The following is a 19416-nucleotide window of genomic DNA, read 5'->3' as shown; positions in this document are numbered from 1 at the left end:
AACAGTTTGCCTCTATCAAAACGCCGTGCCGTTCACCCGCCGCCCAGGCGAAGCCTCAACGCTGGGTGACAGCTGCGTATGCGGCACCCACGTCCCGGTGGAACTCCCGTCCGGGCTCCGGTTGTAGGAGATGCCTACCGCCGTGTCCTGATACCCCGCGCTGTCCTGCACGGTGTTGTCAGGCCGCACCAGGAGCACGGTGTCTCCGCTGCTGCCCGTGTTGACGCCCCGGTTGAAATACAGTCCGCCTCCCGAGGCCGCCGTGGCGTTCGTTACGCCCGCGGGCACCGCCGTCGGGCCCGAGTACACGACGTACGACTTGCCTGGCTGAATCATCGTCCCCGCCGGGAACACGTGCCGCGTGTCGTCTTCGCCCGCGTAGGAGCTGGCGTCGTGAATCTTCCAGCCGCCCAGGTCCACCGCCGTGGTGCCTGTGTTCACCAACTCGACGAACTGCTGGTCATAATCCGGCATCGTGGTGCCCGGTTTGTTGTGCGACTGCGGCAGGTACTCGTTGATGAACACCTTGTACTGCGTCCCGCCCGTCCCCGTTCCACCGCCTCCCGCATTGCCGAAGTTGAAGCGGCTGATGATGGGGTAGTGGTCGGACGTGTTGTCCCGGTAGCCCGTGATGCTCGGCCGCAGCACCTGGGTCGAATTGGGGACGTAGCCGGCCCACAGCTCGTTGGTGACGAGCTGATGGTCAATGAACGTGCTGCGGCTCACCGTGCTGCCAATGCCTGCCTCGGACAGGGCCTGGGTGGTGAACTTGTAGTTGGCCGAGTCGCTCACGAAGTTGCGGTACGGCGATTCATACTTCAGCCCAGTGCTGGGATTGGTCGTCGTGGACACGTCCACGTCGTCATTCCAGTCACCCACCACCATGGCTCGCTGCGTGGGCAGGCGCTGGTCCAGGTAGTCCTTGAGCCACCCGGCGGCCGACAGGCGCCGCGCGTATTCGTCGGGACCGGCGAGCGCCTTCATGTGGATGACCAACGCCGTCACGTCCACGCTGGCACCACCGCGCTGGATGCGCAGGTCCACTCGCAGCGGAGGGCGCCCGCCGAAGTCGTAGTCGTGGTTCAGCAGCACCACGTCCGCCCGCAGAACCTGCACCACGTCCGACTTGAACAGCACGCCCACCTTCTGCTCGTTGGCCGAGTAGTAGCTCGTCCCCGACGACACCCGCGAGCCGTCATCCGCCAGGAAGCCGTCGTAGCCCGGCAGCCGCGCCTTCAGTTCGTTGAACTGCGCCGTGCTGACAATCTCCGCCAGTCCCCAGAAGTCCACGCCCGCGTCGGCGATGACGGCCTGGGCATTGGCCAACTGCAACGGCTCGTCGTTGGGCCCATAGACCGGGTCCCCGAACCACTCGATGTTCCAGTTCCCCACCGACAGCGGGAAGCTCCCATCCGGCGCTCCCCCATCCGGCGTCTGCCCGGGCCCCACCACTTCCAGCCCCAGCTGGACCTCGGCCTCGGCGCCATGGGCGTCGTGGACCCGCAGGGTGACGGGATAGGTCCCCTGTCCCTGGGCCTGCCCCGTCAGCAATCCCTCGGGGCTCAACGCGATGCCCGTGGGCAGCGAGCCCGCCACCAACTCCCATTGAAGGGGAGGGCGCCCGCCGGTGGCGACCAGGACGTGCTCGTAGCTGTCCCCTTCTGTGGCGGCGGGGAGCCCGTCGCTGGTGACCTCGGGGCGTGGATAGATTTTCAGCGCGTACGTGCGCACGTTCTCCAAGCCGTCCGCGTCCCGCACCGTCACGGTGATGGAGAAGTCACCGGCCTCGCTGCCCGGGCCCAGCAGCCGCCCCTCTCCCGTATAGAAGGAGAAGCCCGCCGGCGGCGGTGACACCGTATAGCGCAGAGGCGGCTCGCCCCCGGACGCGGTGAACATGGCTTCGTAGGCAAGGCCCACCGTCGTCGGAGACAGCTCGACCGCGGGCAGACGGGGCGCTCCCGAGGTTCCACGTCCCTCGGAGCAGGCGCACAGCAGGGTGAGGACGGCGAGCATCCCCGCCATTCGGAAAAACGGCATGTCGGCGGGCTCCAGCGCGGGCCTCGAGGAGTGGGGCACGCGATGCGCCCACTCTAGCCTCGACGGACGCCCGCATGCACGAGGCGCGTGGCACGAAAGGCAATGGCCGCCGACATCGTTCGTGTTTCAAGCAAGCGCTGGAAGGTTTTGCGCTCCGGGCAGCCGTGGAGTGGAATGGTTTTCGGGGGGGATGACTGCCCCATGGAGGAGACAGCACATGGCCAACAAGTGGGACAAGCAGCTGATGGACTTCCTCAAGCGCACCGGTGACGAGCTCAAGCGCACCACCGATGACCTGCGCGGCGAGGCTGAGCGCCTCCTCAAGGAAGTGAAGGACCCTCAGAACCAGGCCAAGGTGAAGGAAGGCCTGGAGCAACTGCGCACCTGGGCCGCCAGCACCAGCAAGGTGGCGGCGGAGAAGATTGAAGTCGCCGTGCGTCAGGTCGAGGGCGCCGTCGAGCGCGCCTTCACGAACGAGGAGGGCGGCGAGCAGGCCCCCCCCTCGCGCCCCGCCAAGGGGCCAGCCGAGCCCGCAGCCGAGGCCAAGGCCTCCAAGGCCAGCGCCTCCCGCCCCGCCGCGAAAAAGGCTGGGGGAAAGTCCATTGGCCGAAAGAAGCCCGCCGCCAAGGGCGCCGCCACGAAGACGGCGAAGAAGGCTGTTTCGGGTTCCAAGAAGACGATTGGCCGGTCCAAGAAGCCCGCCGCCAAGACCACCGCCGGAGCGTGAAGTTCCGCTGGGCGTGAAGCCCGCCTGCCCGGGGGCAGGCCGGTTTCCTTTGTCCTTCTCGCCATTTGGAAGGTCCCGCGGCGCGTGAGATAGTGCGCGCCGTGGCCGGCTCGAACGACAAGAGCAGAATCCAGACAGACATCGGGCAGGACGTCATCGACGCGGCGGTTCGCAGTGTCGAGCGTCACATAGACGAAGAGGACGAGGTGACCGTCATCGAGGTGGAGGCTTCAGGCCGGTCCACCCCGGTGGAGGCCGAAGCGTCCGCGTCCCCCGCTGACACCGCTTCTCCGCCGTCTGACGCCGAGGCGCCCCCGTCCGAGGACGTGGCGGCGCTCCGCCAGGAGGTGGAGTCCCTCAAGGCCCAGCTCGAGTTCAGCCAGGCGAAGGGGCGCGAGACGATGGAGCGCCTGCGCGAGGCCCACGAGCGTGCGAAGGATGCGCAGGAGCGCACCGTGCGTCACGCCGCGGACCTGGAGAACTACCGCAAGCGCGCGCAGAAGGAGAAGGAGGAGGTCCAGCGCTTCGGCTCGGAGAAGCTGCTCAAGGACCTGCTCCCGGTGATGGACAACCTGGACCGCGCAATCGACGCCGCGGCCAAGTCGCCGGACCTGGACAGCTTCGAGAAGGGCGTGGCCATGACGCGCAAGTCCTTCGAGGACGCGCTGGGCCGCCACGGCGTGAAGGGCTTCAGCGCCAAGGGTCAGCCGTTCGACCCGCGCGTCCACGAGGCCATCCAGCAGGTGGAGACGGCGGACGTCCCCGCCGGCCACGTGGCCTACGAAGTCGTGCGCGGCTTCTACCTGAATGAGCGGCTGGTGCGTCCGGCCATGGTCGTCGTCGCGCGCGCACCCGCCGAGCCTGTGGCCGCCGCGGAGCCGCCGGCCGTCGCCGAGCCCGCCACCGCCACGACCGACACCGAGGCGCCCGCCGCGCCCGCGCAGTCCGAGAACTCTTCCGGGGGGAGTCAGTAACCAACATGGGCAAGGTGATTGGAATCGACCTTGGGACGACCAACTCGTGCGTCGCCGTCATGGAGGGCGGCGAGCCGGTGGTCATCCCCAACAGCGAAGGCAGCCGGACCACGCCTTCCATGGTGGGCTTCACTGACTCCGGCGAGCGCCTGGTGGGGCAGATTGCCAAGCGGCAGGCCATCACCAACCCGGAGAACACCGTCTTCGCGGCGAAGCGGCTCATCGGCCGCAAGTTCGACTCGCCCGAAGGCAAGAAGGCCATTGGCGTGTCGCCCTTCAAGGTGGCCTCCAGCCCCAACGGCGACGCGTGGGTGGAGATTCGCGGCAAGGGCTACAGCCCGCCTGAGGTCTCCGCCATCGTCCTGATGAAGATGAAGCAGACGGCGGAGGACTACCTCGGTGAGCAGGTCTCCGAGGCGGTCATCACCGTCCCCGCCTACTTCAACGACAGCCAGCGTCAGGCCACCAAGGACGCCGGCCGCATCGCCGGGCTCAATGTCCTGCGCATCATCAACGAGCCCACCGCTGCGGCCCTGGCCTACGGCCTGGACAAGGTGCAGGAGGGTGGCACCGAGCGCATCGCCGTCTACGACCTGGGCGGCGGCACCTTCGATATCTCCATCCTGGAGCTGAACGCCGGCGTGTTCGAAGTGAAGAGCACCAACGGCGACACGTTCCTGGGCGGCGAGGACTTCGACCAGCGCCTCATCGACTACCTGGCCAAGCGCTTCGCGGAATCCAACAACGGGTTGGACCTGCGCAAGGACCGCATGGCGCTGCAGCGCCTGAAGGAAGCCGCCGAGCGCGCCAAGCACGAGCTGTCCAGCGCGCCGGAGACGGAGGTGAACCTGCCGTTCATCACCGCCGATGCCTCCGGCCCCAAGCACCTCACGGAGACCGTGGACCGCGCCACCTTCGAGGCGCTGGTGACGGACCTCATCGACCGCACCATCGAGCCGTGCCGGATTGCCCTGAAGGACGCCGGCATTCCCTCGCAGCAGATCAACCAGGTGCTGCTGGTGGGTGGCATGACGCGCATGCCGCGCGTGCAGGCGAAGGTGAAGGAGTTCTTCGGCAGGGAGCCTCACAAGGGCATCAACCCGGACGAGGTCGTCGCTGTGGGCGCGGCCATCCAGGGTGGCGTGCTCAAGGGCGAGGTGAAGGACGTCCTTCTGCTGGACGTGACGCCGCTGTCGCTCGGTGTCGAGACGGCCGGCGGTGTCTTCACGAAAATCATCGACAAGAACACCACCATTCCCTGCAAGAAGAGCCAGGTGTTCTCCACCGCCGTGGACAACCAGCCGCTGGTGAGCGTGCACGTGCTCCAGGGCGAGCGTGAGATGGCGGCGGACAACAAGACGCTGGCGCGCTTCGAACTGGTGGGCATTCCCCCGGCGCCGCGCGGTGTGCCGCAAATCGAGGTGTCGTTCGACATCGACGCCAACGGCATCGTCCACGTCAGCGCCAAGGACCTGGGCACCGGCAAGGTCCAGCAGGTGCGCGTGGTGAGCAACTCCGGCCTGTCCGAGGCGGAAATCCAGGCGATGATTTCCGACGCCCAGTCGCACGCCTCCGACGACAAGAAGAAGAAGGAGTTGGCGGAGCTGCGCAACAACGCCGACGGCCTCATCTACACGACGGAGAAGAGCCTGGAGGAGTACGCGAGCCTCCTGTCGGAGAAGGACCGCGAGGAAATCAAGGCGGACCTGGAGCGCCTCAAGGAGGTGCTCAACACCTCCGACGTGGCGGTGCTCAAGGAGTCCTTCCAGCGCCTGGAAGGCAGCGCCTACCGCATCGCGGACGCCATCTACACGGGCCAGGCGAGCTGAACGCTCGCAATCGCCTCCGCGCTCCAGCGTAGACTGCCTGCCGCGCAGTCAGTCCCCCTGGAGCGCATCAATGGACGTTACCGAAGGCATCGTCATGTTCCTCATCACCGCCATGGTGGTGGGGGTGCCCCTCTTCGGGCTCACGCTTCGCTTCTCCCTCAAGCCCCTGGTGGAGGCCTTCATCCGTTTGAAGGAATCCCAGCACGGCGGCATGGAGGTGCGGTTGCTCCGCGAGCGCGTGGCGCACCTGGAGCGCGTGCTGGAGGTGCACGGGCTGATGGATGACCACCTGCCCCGGTCGCTCCGCTCCGGCACGCCCGAGCACCTTCCGGCCGTGGCGCCGTTGAAGGACCGGGAGCGCGTGTAGCCGTCTCGGAGGTTCCGGGTTTCCTGAAAAGGACGTCCCGGGTGTTGAATGGGCCCGTGGATTTTCCCTCTTTAGAGGAAGAGGTCGTTTTTCTCCGGGGTCTGGTCTCCGTGCATCGGATGGCCGACGTCATCCTGGAGGACTGCCTGGAGCGGGGCCTGGCCCTGGACTCCGGGCTCGACGTGTTTCTCACGCAGTGTGCCCGGCTGGTTCATGCGCGCGCGGGCTTCGTGTCCCTGCGAGGGACGCGAGGCCCGGTGCTGACGCGGGTGCTGGGCGAGCCCGGGGTGGACGTCCTGGAGGCGGCGCACTGGCGAGGTGTCCACAAGCTGGATGACGGCCGGACGCTCTTCTGCGCGCGACTGGCCCTGGGCAGTCTGGAGTTGGGGGGCTTGGGGCTGGTGGTGGAGGGCGCCTTCGACGGCGGCGGCGGGCTGGTGATGAAGCTGGTGGAGGCCATTGGCGAGCAGCTCGACAGCGCCGTGCTGGGCTTCCTCGCGCTGACGGATGGCAAGGGCGCGCTGGAGCGGCTGGACGCGCTCACCGGGGAGCCGCCTACGGCCTCGCGGGGCCACATTGGCCGCTATGAGGTGGTGACGCCCCTGGGCACCGGGGGCATGGCGCAGGTGCTGGTGGCGCGGACCCGAGGCCCGGAGGGCCTGGGCCGGCTGGTGGCCCTCAAGCGCATCCTCCCGCACTTGTCCTCGGACCCTTCCATCGTCCAGCAGTTCCTGGACGAGGCCCGCATCGGCCTGCGGCTCTCCCACCCCAACCTGGTGCACTTCTACGACTTCGGCGAGGCGGAGGGCGCGTACTACATCGCCATGGAGTTGGTGCGCGGCGTGGACCTGGAGCGGCTCCTCCGCGCGGCCAAGGGCCCGCTGGAGACGGCGCACGCGGTGGCCGTGGTGTGCCAGGGTCTGGCGGGGCTGCATGCGGCGCACGTGCTGCAGGGCGAGGACGGCGCGCCGCTCGAGCTGGTGCACCGGGATTTGTCCCCGCACAACCTCATGGTGGGGTTCGACGGGCGGGTGAAGGTGCTGGACTTCGGCGTGGCCAAGGCCCGCGCCCAGCGTACGGTGACGCTGCCGGGCATCGTGAAGGGCAAGCCGCTGTACATGTCCCCCGAGCAGGCGCGCGGCATGAGGCTGGACGCGCGCAGCGACCTGTTCGCCATGGGGCTCGTCCTCTATCAGTCGCTCATCGGCGCGCGGGCCTTCGAGAAGCCCGACGAGCTGGCCACCATGCACGCCATCTGCGAAGAGTCCCTTCCGCCGCGGCCTTCGCACATCTCCCGGGCGCTCTGGGACGTGCTGGAGACTGCACTGGCCAAGCGCCCCGAGGCGCGCTTCGGCAGCGCGCGGGAGATGGCGGACCGGCTGGCGGATGCCTGCCGTCCGGCGAACGACTCGGAACTGGTGCGGCTCATGGCGAAGCACTTCCCCGACCGGCATCGTGAGTTCATGCGGTTGGACCGCCCGCCCTCCGGGCCTGCCTCCGCGGGAGGGCGGGCCCAGGATGAAACGCCCATCATGCGACCGCGGCTCCGGAAGTCCTCACCCTGACGGCGAGGGGGAAGGCCCGGCCCCTCCCGGGAGGAGAGAGTGGCCGGGGCAGCTCGCTCACTACCCGCGCTTGAGTGGGTCGTCGGAGGGCGCGTTCAGCGTACGAGCCCGCTCGTCACTGCCCTCGGTGCGGATGTCCACCTGTTCGCGGCGCACGTGCTCGGAGATGTGGCGCTCCTCATCCACCTCGTCCTTGTGGATGACGACCTCCTCGTCGACGACGGCGCGCTTCTGGACTTCGACTTCCTCGGTGCGCAGCGGGACGACGACGGTCTCCTCCTGGAATGAGGCATTCATCGCCGGGCGTCCCGGGCTCACGTCCCGGCGCTCCACGCGGACGCGCTCGCGGCGCACCGGCACGTCCATCTCCCGGTCCTCCTCCACCACCTCTTTGTGGACGCGGACCTCACCGGCCTGGACGTCCCGCTTGAGCACGTCCACTTCCTCCTTGTGCAGGGGGATGGTGATGTCCTCCTCTCGGCCGTGGATGTCCCGCGCGCCCACCGCGGTGTCCGTGGCTTTGAGGCCCGCGGTGTCCGTGTCCACGCCGGTGCCGTAGCGGGCGTCCGTGCCCAGGCGTGTGTCGTAGCCCGTGTCGTAGGCGCCCTTACGGCCCACCGTGTCCGTGGTGGCGTCCATGCCCGTGCTGGCGCGGGCCGCGGCCCGGTCGGCGCCCAGTCCCACCGCGCCCGGACCCACGCCCGCGCCGCCACTCGTGCCGGCGACGGTGCCCGTGCGGTCCTCACCCGTCAGCCGGCTCAGCATCTCCTTGCCGTGGCTGAGGATGATTTCCGAGCCGTCGATGCGACTGATTTCCGAGTACCGGACCAGGTAGTCCTTCGGGAAGAAGAGGCCCTTCTCGATGTGGAATTCGCCGTCGCCGACGGCGAAGACCTTGCCGAGCTTCTCGCCGTCGATGCTGCGGACGACCATCCCTTCGTTGACGTCGCTGCGTTGGTACATGGCTGGCTCCTCGTGACCGGGGTGGGTGGACCTGCTGGCCACACCTTGGACCCCGGCGCTGGTGGAGGCCCCGCGTGCGAGCGCGAGGCCCTGGGGTTTCCACCCCGGTCATGATGGAAGGTGTGAGCGCTTGGTCTCGGTGTCAGGGGCCGAGGACGCAGTGCCAGTTGGCTTGGCACCGTGCCTGCCCGCCCGAACGCCCGCCTGTCCTTTCGCCTGCCCTGGCGACACCGCCGGCGGCCGTGGTCCGGGGCTTCTCAGGGCGCGGCGGCCCACCCCATCTTCAAGCGAGGTGCGTCCGGGCCGCGTGCCGTGAGCACCCAACGGGAGACCGTCATGAGAAGCAGGCAGGGAACCTGGGAGCCGTGGCGCTGGAGTGACTCGTGGGTGGGCGGCGCGGCCGCCGGCGTGGGGGCGCACCTGGTGGTGCGTGGCATCCACCGGCTGCTCCGCCCGGACCTGCGAGGCCCCGTGGTGGGCGTGGCCTGCGCCTCCGGGATGCTGGGCGCCCTGGTGGCGGGCCGGCTCGCGCGCCATCGGCTCCGGCCGCTTCCAGTCCTGGCCCTGGTGCCCACCCCGCCGCCCGCCGCCCGCGAGCCCGCGGCGCTGGAGACGGACACGGACCCGGAGCGCCCCAGCACGCCCCTGGAGCGGGTGCTGCGGCGCGGGCCGAATGGCCGGGAGCATCCCTGGAACGAGCCCGGGTTGCCCACGCTGGCGTGAGTCGCGAACCACAGCACACGAGAGGAGTCCTCCGATGCGCACGGACGTACGGGAAGGGATGCGGGTCTTCACGGCGGATGGGACCCGGTTGGGCACCGTGGTGGGGTGTGGCGGGGAGACCTTCGCCATCGAAGGCGGGCTGCTGCGGCTGAAGTCCTTCACCGCGCGCTACGGCGACGTGGTGGACGTGCGCGGAGAGGACGTGCACCTGGGACTGACGCGGGACGAGGTGTCACCGGCGCACGACGGTCCGGCGCAGGTGCGGTCAGGTCACCCCGAGTCCGTGCTCTCCGCCGAGTTCGCGACGCCCGGCGAACTCGTGGTGCCCCTGGCCCGCGAGGAGGCCCATCCTCACGTGGTGGTGCACGAGGCGGGACAGGTGCGCATCCACAAGGTGGTGCGGACGGAGGTGCGGCACTTCTCCGTGCCCGTGCGCCGCGAGGAACTGGTGGTGGAGCGGGTGTCCGAACAGGCCGTGGACGCCGAGGGTCCGCCGGCGCCAGAGGCCGTGGCGTCCGCCCGGCCGGTGCTGGAGGGGCTGGTACCCTTCGAGGCGGGCACCTTCGTCATCCCCCTGCGTGAGGAGCGGGTGGAGGTCACCAGGTCCGTGCATGTCTGGCAGGAGGTTGCGGTTTCCCGTTACACCGACGAGGTGCTCCGGCAGGTTCACGCCACCGTTCGGAAAGAGACGGCGGAGGTGGAGGGGCGGGGCGAGGTGCTCCACGACGGCCCGTTGGACGGGCTGCACTCCTGACTGACGCGCCGCACAGGGGGTGTGTGACGGGGGCTCGGGACGGCTGCACGCTTGACCCATGGAGAGGTGTCCCCTAGAAAACCAGGGCTTTGCCGTGTCAGTTTCCGAGAAGGGAAGCCCTGCATGCGACGACTTGCCCCGATGCTCCTCGCCGCGCTCGCCGTCATGGTGGCCGCTTGCGAGAAGAAGACGCAGCCTGCTCCTTCGGGTGAAGGAGGTACTCAGGCCGCGCAGGGGCAGGGGGCGGCACCCGGGGGCGCTCCGGCGGACGCGAACACCATCCTGCTGGGCCAGGTGGGCTCGCTCACCGGTGGCCAGGCCACCTTCGGCATCTCCACGCGCAACGGCATCGAGCTGGCCCTCAAGGAGGCCAACGCCGCGGGCGGGGTGAAGGGCAAGAAGCTGTCCATCCGCGTCTACGACAACCAGAGCAAGCCCGAGGAGGCCGCCCAGGCCGCCACGCGCCTGATTACGCAGGACAAGGTCGCGCTCATCCTCGGTGACGTGGCGTCGTCCAACTCGCTGGCCATGGCGGAGAAGGCGCAGGCGGCGGGCGTGCCGATGATTACGCCGTCCTCCACCAACCCCACCGTCACCGACAAGGGGGACTACATCTTCCGCGTCTGCTTCATCGACCCGTTCCAGGGCTTCGTGATGGCGAAGTTCGCGCGGGAGAACCTGAAGCTGAACACGGTGGCGGTGCTCCAGGACAACAAGAGCGCGTACTCCATTGGCCTGGCGGAGGTCTTCACGCGCAAGTTCACGGAGATGGGCGGCAAGGTGACGGCCGTGGAGAGCTACAGCCAGGGCGACACGGATTACCGCGCCCAGCTCACCGCCATCCGCAAGTCGCAGCCGGAAGGCATCTACGTGCCGGGCTACTACAGCGAGGTGGGCATCATCGCCCGCCAGGCGCGCGAGGTGGGCCTCAAGGTTCCTCTGATGGGCGGCGACGGCTGGGACTCCGAGAAGCTCTTCGAGCTGGGCGGCAGCGCCATCGAGGGCAGCTACTTCTCCAACCACTACTCGCCGGACAACCCGGATCCGCGCGTGCAGAAGTTCATCGCGGACTACAAGGCCGCGTACGGCGCGGTGCCGGACGCCCTGGCCGCGCTGGGCTACGATTCGGCCCGCGTGGCGGTGAACGCCCTGGAGCGCGCCAAGGACCTGAGCGGCCCGTCCGTGCGTGACGCCATTGCCCAGACGAAGGACTTCCCGGGCGTGGCGGGCACCGTGACACTGGATGCTCAGCGCAACGCCGTGAAGTCCGCCGTCGTCCTCAAGGTCGAGGATGGCAAGACGCAGTACGTCACGACCATCAATCCCTAATGGCGCAGCTCCTCCAGCACCTCATCAACGGCCTGGCCGCCGGCACCATCTACGCGCTCGTCGCGCTTGGCTACACGATGGTGTACGGCGTCCTGAAGCTCATCAACTTCGCCCACGGCGACGTCATGATGGTCGGCGTCTACATGGGCTACGCCACCGCGTTCGCGCTCGGGCGCGACATGCGCAGCTCCCTGCTGGGCGTGGCCGTCGTGTTCGCGGTGGCCATGCTGGGCTGCGCGCTGCTCGGGTTCTTCATCGAGCGCTTCGCGTACCGCCCCCTGCGGGAGAAGCCGCGCCTCACCGCGCTCATCACCGCCATCGGCATCTCCTTCGCGCTGTCCTACGGCTTCCAACTGGACCTCGGCTTCCTGCCGGGCGCGGCGCCGCGGGCCTTCCCGGAGGTCATCGAGCCGGTGGAGTGGCTCGTCATCGGTGACCGGGACGTGGTGGTGTGGAACTGGCAGGTCATCAGCTTCGGCATCGCCGTGGCGCTGATGGTGGGCCTGCAGTATCTGGTGTTCCGCACGCGCTTCGGCCGGGCCATGCGCGCGGTGTCCTGGGACCACCGTGTGGCGGCGCTGATGGGCATCCCCACCGACCGCGTCATCGCGCTGACGTTCATGCTGAGCAGCGCGCTGGCGGCGGGCGCCGGCCTGCTCTACGCCATCAAGGACACGTCGGTGAGCCCGCTGATGGGCCTGTACGTGGGCCTCAAGGCCTTCGTGGCGGCGGTGATTGGTGGCATCGGCCACGTGCCGGGCGCCGTGGTGGGCGGCCTGGTGCTGGGCCTGGTGGAGGAGTTCGTGGTGGGCTACGCGGCCAGCACCTGGCGTGACGCGGTGGCCTTCGGCTTCCTCATCCTGGTGCTGCTGGTGAAGCCGGGCGGCCTCTTCGGCCGCGTCGCCGCGGAGAAGGTCTGATGGAGACGCCGGCGATTCCCGTCCCCGAGGCCCGCTCCGCTGTCCCCGCGTCGCTGCGCGGCCTGCTGCCCGTGCTGCTGGCGCTGCCGGTGCTGGCGCTGTTCCAGTGGCTGATGAGTGATGCGCCCTTCGCCTCCTACCTGCTGTCGGTGGTGGGGGTGAACATCATCCTCGCGGTCAGCCTCAACATCGTGAACGGGATGACGGGGCAGTTCTCCATCGGCCATGCGGGCTTCATGGCGGTGGGGGCCTACATCTCCGGCGTCCTGTCGCTGAACCTCAAGGACGTCGCGCTGTCCTTTCTGCCGGTGGCGGTCAGCGACCAGGTGTTCTTCGTCGTGTCGCTGCTGGTGGGCGGCCTGGCGGCGGCGCTGTGCGGCTTCCTGGTGGGCCTGCCCTCGCTGCGGCTGCGTGGGGACTACCTGGCCATCGTCACGCTGGGCTTCGGTGAAATCATCCGCGTGGTGGTGCAGAACACGGACGCGTTCGGCCGGGCGCTGGGCTTGTCCGGCATCCCCCAGACGTCGTCGCCGGCCATGGTGTACTTCTGGGTGTTCCTCACGGTGCTGGTGGCCCGGCGCATCACCGGGTCCAGCCACGGACGCAGCCTGTGGGCCATCCGCGAGGACGAGGTCGCCGCCGAGGCCATGGGCGTGGACACCACGGGCTACAAGGTCCGCGCCTTCGTCATCTCGTCGTTCTTCGCCGGCATCGCCGGCGCGCTGTTCGCGCACTTCGTGCCCATCATCAACCCCGGCTCCTTCACCTTCGTGAAGTCGATGGAAATCGTCGTCATGGTGGTGCTGGGCGGCCTGGGCTCCACGACGGGCGCCATCGTCGCGGCCACGTTCCTCACGCTGCTGCCCGAAGGCATGCGCTCGCTGTTCACCCTGCTGGGGGCCGAAGGCAGCCTTGCGCAGAAGGTGGACCAGATTCGCATGCCCGTGTACGGCCTGCTGCTGGTGGCGCTGATGCTGGCGCGGCCCCAGGGCCTGTTCGGGACGAAGGAGATCTGGGACGTGCTGCCGCGGTGGATTCCGCGCAAGCGCAGGGGGCTGGCGTGAGCGCGGCCGTGCAGGAGACGAAGGCGGAGGCCGGAGCGCCATTGCTCCAGGCGGACGGGGTGAGCATCCAGTTCGGCGGCCTCAAGGCGCTGACGGACTTCAACCTCTCCGTGCGGCAGGGCGACCTGCAGGGGCTCATCGGCCCCAACGGCGCCGGTAAGTCCACGGCGTTCAACGTGCTGACCGGCGTGTACCAGCCCACCCAGGGCGAGGTCCGCGTGGGCGGGCAGCGGGTGAACGGGTGGTTGCCGCATCAAATCAACCACCTGGGGCTGGCGCGCACCTTCCAGAACATCCGCCTGTTCCGCGCGCTCACCGCGTTGGACAACGTGAAGGTGGCGTGCCGGGCGCAGGGCGCGCTGCACCCCGAAGGCGTGGGGCTGGGCGCGAAGATGAAGGGCGCCTTCATCAACTACCGCGACTGGTGGCGCGCGCTGCTGCTGACGCCGCGCTTCCAGCAGGAGGAGCGGGAGTTGACGCAGCAGGCGGAGCACCTGCTGGAGGTCATGGGCCTGTCGCACCGCCGCGACGAGGAGGCTCGCAACCTGCCTTACGGTGAGCAGCGCCGGCTGGAAATCGCGCGCGCGCTGGGCACGCAGCCCAAGGTGCTGCTGCTGGACGAGCCCGCGGCGGGCATGAACACCCGTGAGAAGGCGGACCTGATGGTGCTCATCCGCAAGCTCCGGGACGACTTCAAGCTGGGGGTGCTCGTCATCGAGCACGACATGAAGCTGGTCATGGGCATCTGTGAATGCATCACCGTGCTGGACCACGGCGAGACGATTGCCCGGGGCGCGCCGGCGCAGGTGCGCAACGATAGGAAGGTCATCGAGGCGTACCTGGGTGACAGCTATCTGGAGAGCCACGGAGGGGCGGCGTGAGCGACGCGCAGGTGAAGACGCTGGGGGAGCGCCAGGCCTTCCCGCCGCTGCTGTCAGTGGACGGCATCAAGGTGCACTACGGCGCCATCCAGGCGCTCAAGGGTGTGTCGCTGACGGTGGGCAAGGGCGAGGTGGTGGCCCTCATCGGCGCCAACGGTGCGGGCAAGACGAGCACCCTGCGCGCGGTGAGCGGCATGCTCAAGCCCAGCGCCGGACGCATCCAGTTCAACGGGCACGACACCACGAACATGAAGGCGCACCAGCTGGTGCCGCGCGGCATGGCGCACGCGCCGGAAGGCCGGGGCGTGTTCCCCAACATGTCCGTCCAGGAGAACCTGGAGCTGGGCGCGTACCTGCGCACGGACACCTCCGGCATCCAGCAGGACCTGGAGAAGAGCTTCACGCTCTTCCCGGTGCTCAAGGAGCGCCGCAAGCAGATGGCCGGGACGCTGTCGGGCGGCGAGCAGCAGATGCTGGCCATTGCTCGCGCGCTGTTGAGCAAGCCGCAGCTGCTGCTGTTGGATGAGCCTTCGCTGGGGCTGGCGCCGCAGGTGACAGAGGCCATCTTCCGCACCCTGCGCGAGGTGAATGCCACGGGCGTGAGCGTGCTGTTGGTGGAGCAGAACGCCCATCTGGCGCTCAACGCCGCGCACTACGGCTATGTGTTGGAGACGGGCGAGGTCGTGATGGCGGGGCCGGGCAAGGCGCTCCTGGAGAGCGCGGAGGTCCGGCGTGCGTATCTCGGCGAGTAGTGGAGGGTTCTACGTCCTCTCGCCGACGCTCCGGTAGAGTCCGGCGCGCAATGAAACTGGCTCCCCTCCCAAAGTCGGGTAGTCAGCAACCAGGAAGTTCGTCTAGCGTCCGTCGACGCACTGCGTTCAACCACACTCAGGAAGTGTGCCCATGTCCCCGTTGTCCCGCCTTGTCGCCAGCCTCGCCACCTTGTCGCTGATTGCCGCCGCGTGCGCCGGTCAGCAGAAGCCCGATAACCGGGAAGCCACCTCGACCATCGAGGAGGTCGCCAACGAGGGTGGAGAGGAGACCCCCGCCGTCGCGTTCAACGTCCTGGATGCTCCCGAGGGCTTCACCGTGAAGCTGCCGGGGCCCCCGCCGCAGGCGCAGCGCAGCGAGGCCGCCCTGCCGAAGCGGACGGACAAGGCCACGCTCGTCACGTACGCGGCCAATGAGGGCGGTGTCAGCTACATCGTCAACGCGGTGGACTACCCGGAGGCGTTCGTCGCCACGGTGCCCGCCGAGGCGCTCATCAACGGCGGCATCCAGGGCATCGCCGGGCAGGTGGGTGGCGAGCTGAAGAGCTCCGAGGACATCACCCTGGATGGCTACCCGGGCAAGGCGTACATGCTGGCGTCGCCCAGCGGCGAGGTGAAGGGCCGCAGCTTCCTGGTGGGGCCGCGCGTCTACAACCTCATCACCGTCTACAACGCGGGCATCGGCGCGCCGGGCGCGGACGAGTTCCTCACCTCGCTCACGCTGGTGAACCCGCCGCCGAAGATTGAGATCCCGGAGGCCGACGCGGGCACGGACGCCGGGACGGCCGGTGCGGCCGATGGCACCGGGGCCGCCGTGGAGGGTGGCGAGGACGCCGGGAGCGCGCCGGACGCGGGCGCCCGTCGCCGCCGCGCCAAGTAGACCGTTGTCCCTGGGACACGCTTCCATTTTGGGGAGCGTGTCCCGCGATACCGCGCTGAAGGACCCTGGGCGTTAGGCTCTCCCGTGACAGGAGGCCGCCATGTGGGACCCGGCGCAGTACTCACGCTTTCGCGATGAGCGAAAGCGCCCCTTCTTCGATTTGCTGTCGCGGGTGGACGCGGCGTCGCCCTCGCAGGTCGCGGACCTGGGGTGTGGCACCGGGGACCTCACGCGCGTGTTGGCCGAGCGCTGGCCGTCCGCCCAGGTGTCCGGTGTGGATGCGTCTTCGGAGATGATTGAGGCGGCCCGTCGCGGTGCGTCCGTGGGCTCGGTGCGTTTCGAGGTGGCGGACCTCGCGGACTGGGAGCCTCCCGCGCCGCTGGACGTGCTCGTGTCCAATGCGGCGCTGCACTGGCTGCCGGACCATGAGGTGTTGCTCGGGCGGTTGGTGGCGAAGCTGGCGCCCGGCGGGGTGCTGGCCTTCCAGGTGCCGGCCAATTTCGATGCGCCTTCGCACCGGCGTGTCGACGATGTCCGGGCCCTGCCTCGCTTCGCCTCCGCCCTGAAGCCGGTGCGGCGCAGGCCGGTGGAGTCCCTGCCTGTGTATGCGTCCTGGCTGTTCGGCCTGGGGCTGACGGTGGAGGCTTGGGAGACAACGTACCTGCACGTGCTCCCGGGCGAGGACGCGGTGCTGGAGTGGCTGCTGGGGACGACGCTGCGGCCCGTGCTCGCGGCGCTCGGGGAGGAGGAGGCGCGCGCCTTCGTGGAGACGCTGCGCCCGTTGCTGCGCGAGTCCTATCCCGCGCAGCCGTATGGGACGCCGTTCCCGTTCACCCGCCGCTTCGTGGTGGCGCGGCGGGTGACGTGAGTTGGGTTACTGGGGCCAGTGGAGAATCTTGCCCGCGTTGCCCGCGACCCAGAGGTCCGCGGGACTGGTGCCGGCGATGTCGTTGAAGCGCAGGTTCGTGTTCTCGAAGACAATCTGCCACCCCGTGCCGTCGTACCGGTAGATGCGGCCGCTGAACGCGGTGACGTAGACGGACTTCGAACCGAAGGCGACGACGGAAGTCAGTTCTTCCTTGTGAGTGTCGGGGAAGGACAGCTTGCTCCAGTTGCTGCCGTCCCACTGGAGGACCGTGTTCTTCCCGCCCGTATGGTCACCGACGGCGAAGGCGACCTTGTCGTTCACCACCCAGACGCCGCGAAGTCGGCCCAGGCCTGAGATTGCGGTCTCCACGTTCTCCGTCTGCCACTGACTGGTGTTGGTGTTGAACCGGTAGATTCGAGGTTTGTTGGACCCTCCATCGAAGCCGCCCACCGCGAACAGCAATGACCGGGAACGTCCGTGGACGTCGTGCAGCGGCCCGACAGTGGTCGTTCCGAATTTCAGCTCATTCGCCCCGGTCTCTCCAGTCCACGTGAAAGTCAGGCCTTGGTTCGCTGAGCCGGAGTTCTCAGTGACCCCATGAATCTCAAGGGTCCCTTCGCGGCGGAAGCCGACGAGCCCTCGGATCCATCGGGTCATGTCATGCGTCTGGGTGCAGGCATTCTGACTCCTGTCCACGAACGAGAGGTGTCCTCCCGAGGAGCCGAGATAGCCGCGGCCCTGGTTGGCCATGTCCACCCAGACGGCGTTCCAGCCCCTGTTGTTGTCGCCGCAGTTGGTCGCGTTGGTCTGGAATGTGGTCGAGCCCGGCGTGAGTATCGCGACGCCGCCCTGATTGCCCACGACAGTCACATCACCTGGGACCTCTGTGAAGATGGAGCGCCACTGTTGGTCGGTCGCGCCCACGTCGCGTGACACCCAGTTGGCACCACCGCTCGGGCAGACCTCGGGGCCTTCGACATTCCCGTCGCAGTTGTTGTCCAGGCCGTCGCACAGCTCCGGCGCGCCAGGGTAGGTGAACGGGTTGCCGTCGTTGCAGTCGCCACCAGCCTCGACGTAGCCCGCGCCAGGCGAGACGCAGGACGACACGGCCGTGCCATCACCAAAGGTGTCTCCGTCGCCGTCCAGGAACCAGTCGTTGGGCGTCATCGTGGCCTGGCAGGTGGTGGCGATGCCGGAGGCGTCACAGACGTAGACACCGGGGCACTGGGCGGTCGCGGTGCACGCCGTGTTGAGGTCGGTGAACGTCTCGTCAATCTGGTCGTTGCAGTTGTCGTCGACGCCGTTGCAGAGCTCCGTCGCTCCTGGCCGGATGCTGGCGTTGTTGTCGTTGCAGTCGTCCGCGGGACCCGTGACATAGCCCTGCGGGATACCGGCGCAGAAGGCGACGGGAGCGGCGTTCCGGTCGCCGTGTCCGTCCTGGTCCACGTCAGGGTAGGCATACGCGGCCAGAGGCATGTTGCAGAGGACCTCGCCGTTCCCACCGCAGGCACGGACGCCCTCACAGCCTTGGCCCTCCGTGCAGCTCTGGCCCAGGCGCAACTCCACCGTGTCCGACTGCCCGTTGCAGTTGTCGTCGACGTCGTTGCAGAGCTCCGTCGCGCCCGGGCGGATGTTCGGGTTGGTGTCGTTGCAGTCCGTGCCGCCCGTGAGCACGGAGACGTACCCGTCGCCGTCCCCATCCGTCGCCTGGAGGGACAGGGCCACCGGGACGGGGGTTCCTGGCGTCAGCGTCACGGACGTGGACCGCGTCACCACGGGGCTCGCGGCCTCACAGGTCTGCTCGAAGGCGCGCGCCTCCACCTGGATGGTCGAGCCCCAGCCGCTGGGCGCAATCACCGCGACCGTCAGCGAGCCTCCGGTGCGCTCGCCCTTGCCGGCAACGGTGGTGGATAGCTCCTTGCCGCTGCCCTCGTCGCGTGCGTTCACCTGCACGCAGCCGGGCAGAAAGCCCGAGTAGTCCACCGTGACTTTGGCAGCGCCAGGGCTTTCGTCCTTCTTACAGCTGGCCAGCGCGAGGAGAGGGAGGAGCACCAGAACGCGTCGCATGCGGGCACTCTATCGCGTCCGTGCCCCGCCGCTGCATCCTCGCGAGCCTGCACCTATCTCTTGGACGGGAAGTCGGAGTGGACCACTTCCATGCGTACATCCGCGGCGATACTGGCGGGCGTCACCAGCTCCAAATCCAGGGGAACCCGCTTCCCGTAACGTTCGCGGAGCTGCTGCTCCAGGCCTTTCACACGGAGCGAGTCCAGCCGTTCCATTTTCCCATACTCCACGCCCGCACCCTGGGCGTAGGCCTTGCGCACCAGCTCCGAGCAGTACATCGCGTCGTCCCCCCAGCCGAAGTGCCAGTCATAAGGCTTGCCCAGGTGCGCCTTGGCCGCCGTCACCGCCTGCTGGCGCTGCGCATCGCTCAGTTCCCGAGGACGCAGGACCAGGATGCCGCCCTTCACGCCCCGGGCCTTCCACTTCGAGAACCGGATTCGCTGCACCGGCTGCACGGCCTCCACGACCCACGCGCCCTGTTCGGTCACCTCCACCATGCCCACATGGGACAGGGGGCTCTGCGTAGCCTTCTGGATGGCCTGTGACTGAGAGGAGCGCGAGGTGTGCAAGACGATGTCTCCCGTCTGCAACCTGGCCTCCAGTCCCTCATGTGGCGCCGCGCCCGCGTTGTGGGCCCCGAACCACACCATCAGCATGACCATCCACCGCATTGACGAGTCCTTTCAGGTGCTTGGCTG

Annotated in this window: 18 protein-coding genes; 14 read left to right on the top strand and 4 right to left on the bottom strand. The window is 68.5% G+C overall.

Annotation, left to right across the window (positions count from 1 at the left end):
- Positions 1-15 precede the first annotated feature (15 nt).
- Entirely contained in the window at positions 16-2037 is a 2022-nt protein-coding gene (locus F8M74_RS05180) for a lamin tail domain-containing protein (RefSeq protein WP_216619865.1), read from the bottom strand.
- 217 nt (positions 2038-2254) lie between these two features.
- Between F8M74_RS05180 and F8M74_RS05175 the strand changes: the two genes are divergently transcribed.
- The 5 genes from F8M74_RS05175 (at position 2255) to F8M74_RS05155 (ending at position 7499) form a co-directional block, all read left to right on the top strand.
- Positions 2255-2764, top strand: a complete 510-nt coding sequence (locus F8M74_RS05175; RefSeq protein ID WP_141253391.1) for a transcriptional regulator — start codon at positions 2255-2257, stop codon at positions 2762-2764.
- 92 nt (positions 2765-2856) lie between these two features.
- Positions 2857-3738 carry a nucleotide exchange factor GrpE gene (grpE, locus tag F8M74_RS05170; protein ID WP_141253390.1) on the top strand — a complete coding sequence of 294 codons (882 nt, stop codon included), beginning with the start codon at positions 2857-2859 and terminating at the stop codon, positions 3736-3738.
- Positions 3739-3743: 5 nt separating this feature from the next.
- On the top strand, positions 3744-5567 hold the full coding sequence (dnaK, locus tag F8M74_RS05165; protein ID WP_141253389.1) for a molecular chaperone DnaK: 1824 nt from the start codon (positions 3744-3746) through the stop codon (positions 5565-5567).
- Between the two features lie 70 nt (positions 5568-5637).
- A complete protein-coding gene (locus F8M74_RS05160; RefSeq protein WP_090488079.1) occupies positions 5638-5934 on the top strand; it encodes a hypothetical protein in 297 nt (98 codons plus the stop codon).
- Positions 5935-6053: 119 nt separating this feature from the next.
- The gene (locus tag F8M74_RS05155) at positions 6054-7499 is read left to right on the top strand and encodes a serine/threonine-protein kinase (protein ID WP_216619863.1); all 1446 of its coding nucleotides are present in this window, start codon (positions 6054-6056) and stop codon (positions 7497-7499) included.
- Between the two features lie 60 nt (positions 7500-7559).
- Here the strand turns inward: F8M74_RS05155 and F8M74_RS05150 are convergent, their stop codons facing one another.
- A complete protein-coding gene (locus F8M74_RS05150; RefSeq protein WP_171410199.1) occupies positions 7560-8462 on the bottom strand; it encodes a YsnF/AvaK domain-containing protein in 903 nt (300 codons plus the stop codon).
- 336 nt (positions 8463-8798) lie between these two features.
- On the opposite strand from F8M74_RS05150, the gene F8M74_RS05145 reads away from it, so the two are divergent.
- The 9 genes from F8M74_RS05145 (at position 8799) to F8M74_RS05105 (ending at position 16651) form a co-directional block, all read left to right on the top strand.
- On the top strand, positions 8799-9185 hold the full coding sequence (locus F8M74_RS05145; RefSeq protein WP_216619862.1) for a hypothetical protein: 387 nt from the start codon (positions 8799-8801) through the stop codon (positions 9183-9185).
- Positions 9186-9219: 34 nt separating this feature from the next.
- Positions 9220-9939: a YsnF/AvaK domain-containing protein gene (locus tag F8M74_RS05140; protein WP_228559304.1), complete on the top strand. Its 720-nt coding sequence runs from the start codon at positions 9220-9222 to the stop codon at positions 9937-9939.
- Positions 9940-10062: 123 nt separating this feature from the next.
- A complete protein-coding gene (locus F8M74_RS05135; protein ID WP_141253385.1) occupies positions 10063-11268 on the top strand; it encodes an ABC transporter substrate-binding protein in 1206 nt (401 codons plus the stop codon).
- Positions 11268-12188, top strand: a complete 921-nt coding sequence (locus F8M74_RS05130) for a branched-chain amino acid ABC transporter permease (protein ID WP_141253384.1) — start codon at positions 11268-11270, stop codon at positions 12186-12188. Before F8M74_RS05135 ends, F8M74_RS05130 begins: the two co-directional genes overlap by 1 nt.
- Positions 12188-13252, top strand: coding sequence for a branched-chain amino acid ABC transporter permease (locus F8M74_RS05125; RefSeq protein ID WP_141253383.1), 1065 nt, complete (start codon positions 12188-12190; stop codon positions 13250-13252). The genes F8M74_RS05130 and F8M74_RS05125 overlap by 1 nt, the downstream gene beginning before the upstream one ends.
- Positions 13249-14133, top strand: coding sequence for an ABC transporter ATP-binding protein (locus F8M74_RS05120; protein WP_141253382.1), 885 nt, complete (start codon positions 13249-13251; stop codon positions 14131-14133). The genes F8M74_RS05125 and F8M74_RS05120 overlap by 4 nt, the downstream gene beginning before the upstream one ends.
- On the top strand, positions 14130-14885 hold the full coding sequence (locus F8M74_RS05115) for an ABC transporter ATP-binding protein (RefSeq protein WP_140795570.1): 756 nt from the start codon (positions 14130-14132) through the stop codon (positions 14883-14885). Before F8M74_RS05120 ends, F8M74_RS05115 begins: the two co-directional genes overlap by 4 nt.
- 151 nt (positions 14886-15036) lie before the next feature.
- Positions 15037-15783, top strand: coding sequence for a hypothetical protein (locus F8M74_RS05110; protein ID WP_216619861.1), 747 nt, complete (start codon positions 15037-15039; stop codon positions 15781-15783).
- Between the two features lie 100 nt (positions 15784-15883).
- Positions 15884-16651 carry a methyltransferase domain-containing protein gene (locus F8M74_RS05105; protein ID WP_141253381.1) on the top strand — a complete coding sequence of 256 codons (768 nt, stop codon included), beginning with the start codon at positions 15884-15886 and terminating at the stop codon, positions 16649-16651.
- 6 nt (positions 16652-16657) lie between these two features.
- On the opposite strand, the gene F8M74_RS05100 is transcribed toward F8M74_RS05105, so the two are convergent.
- Together F8M74_RS05100 and F8M74_RS05095 are read right to left on the bottom strand one after the other, a co-directional pair.
- Complete coding sequence (locus F8M74_RS05100; RefSeq protein ID WP_141253380.1) at positions 16658-18718, bottom strand: putative metal-binding motif-containing protein; 2061 nt, start codon at positions 18716-18718, stop codon at positions 16658-16660.
- A gap of 53 nt (positions 18719-18771) precedes the next feature.
- The gene (locus F8M74_RS05095; protein WP_141253379.1) at positions 18772-19389 is read right to left on the bottom strand and encodes a YiiX family permuted papain-like enzyme; all 618 of its coding nucleotides are present in this window, start codon (positions 19387-19389) and stop codon (positions 18772-18774) included.
- Positions 19390-19416: the final 27 nt, after the last annotated feature.

The organism is Myxococcus sp. CA023 (assembly GCF_010998615.1).
Lineage (GTDB): Bacteria > Myxococcota > Myxococcia > Myxococcales > Myxococcaceae > Myxococcus.
This window is presented reverse-complemented; position numbering and strand designations above follow the sequence as displayed.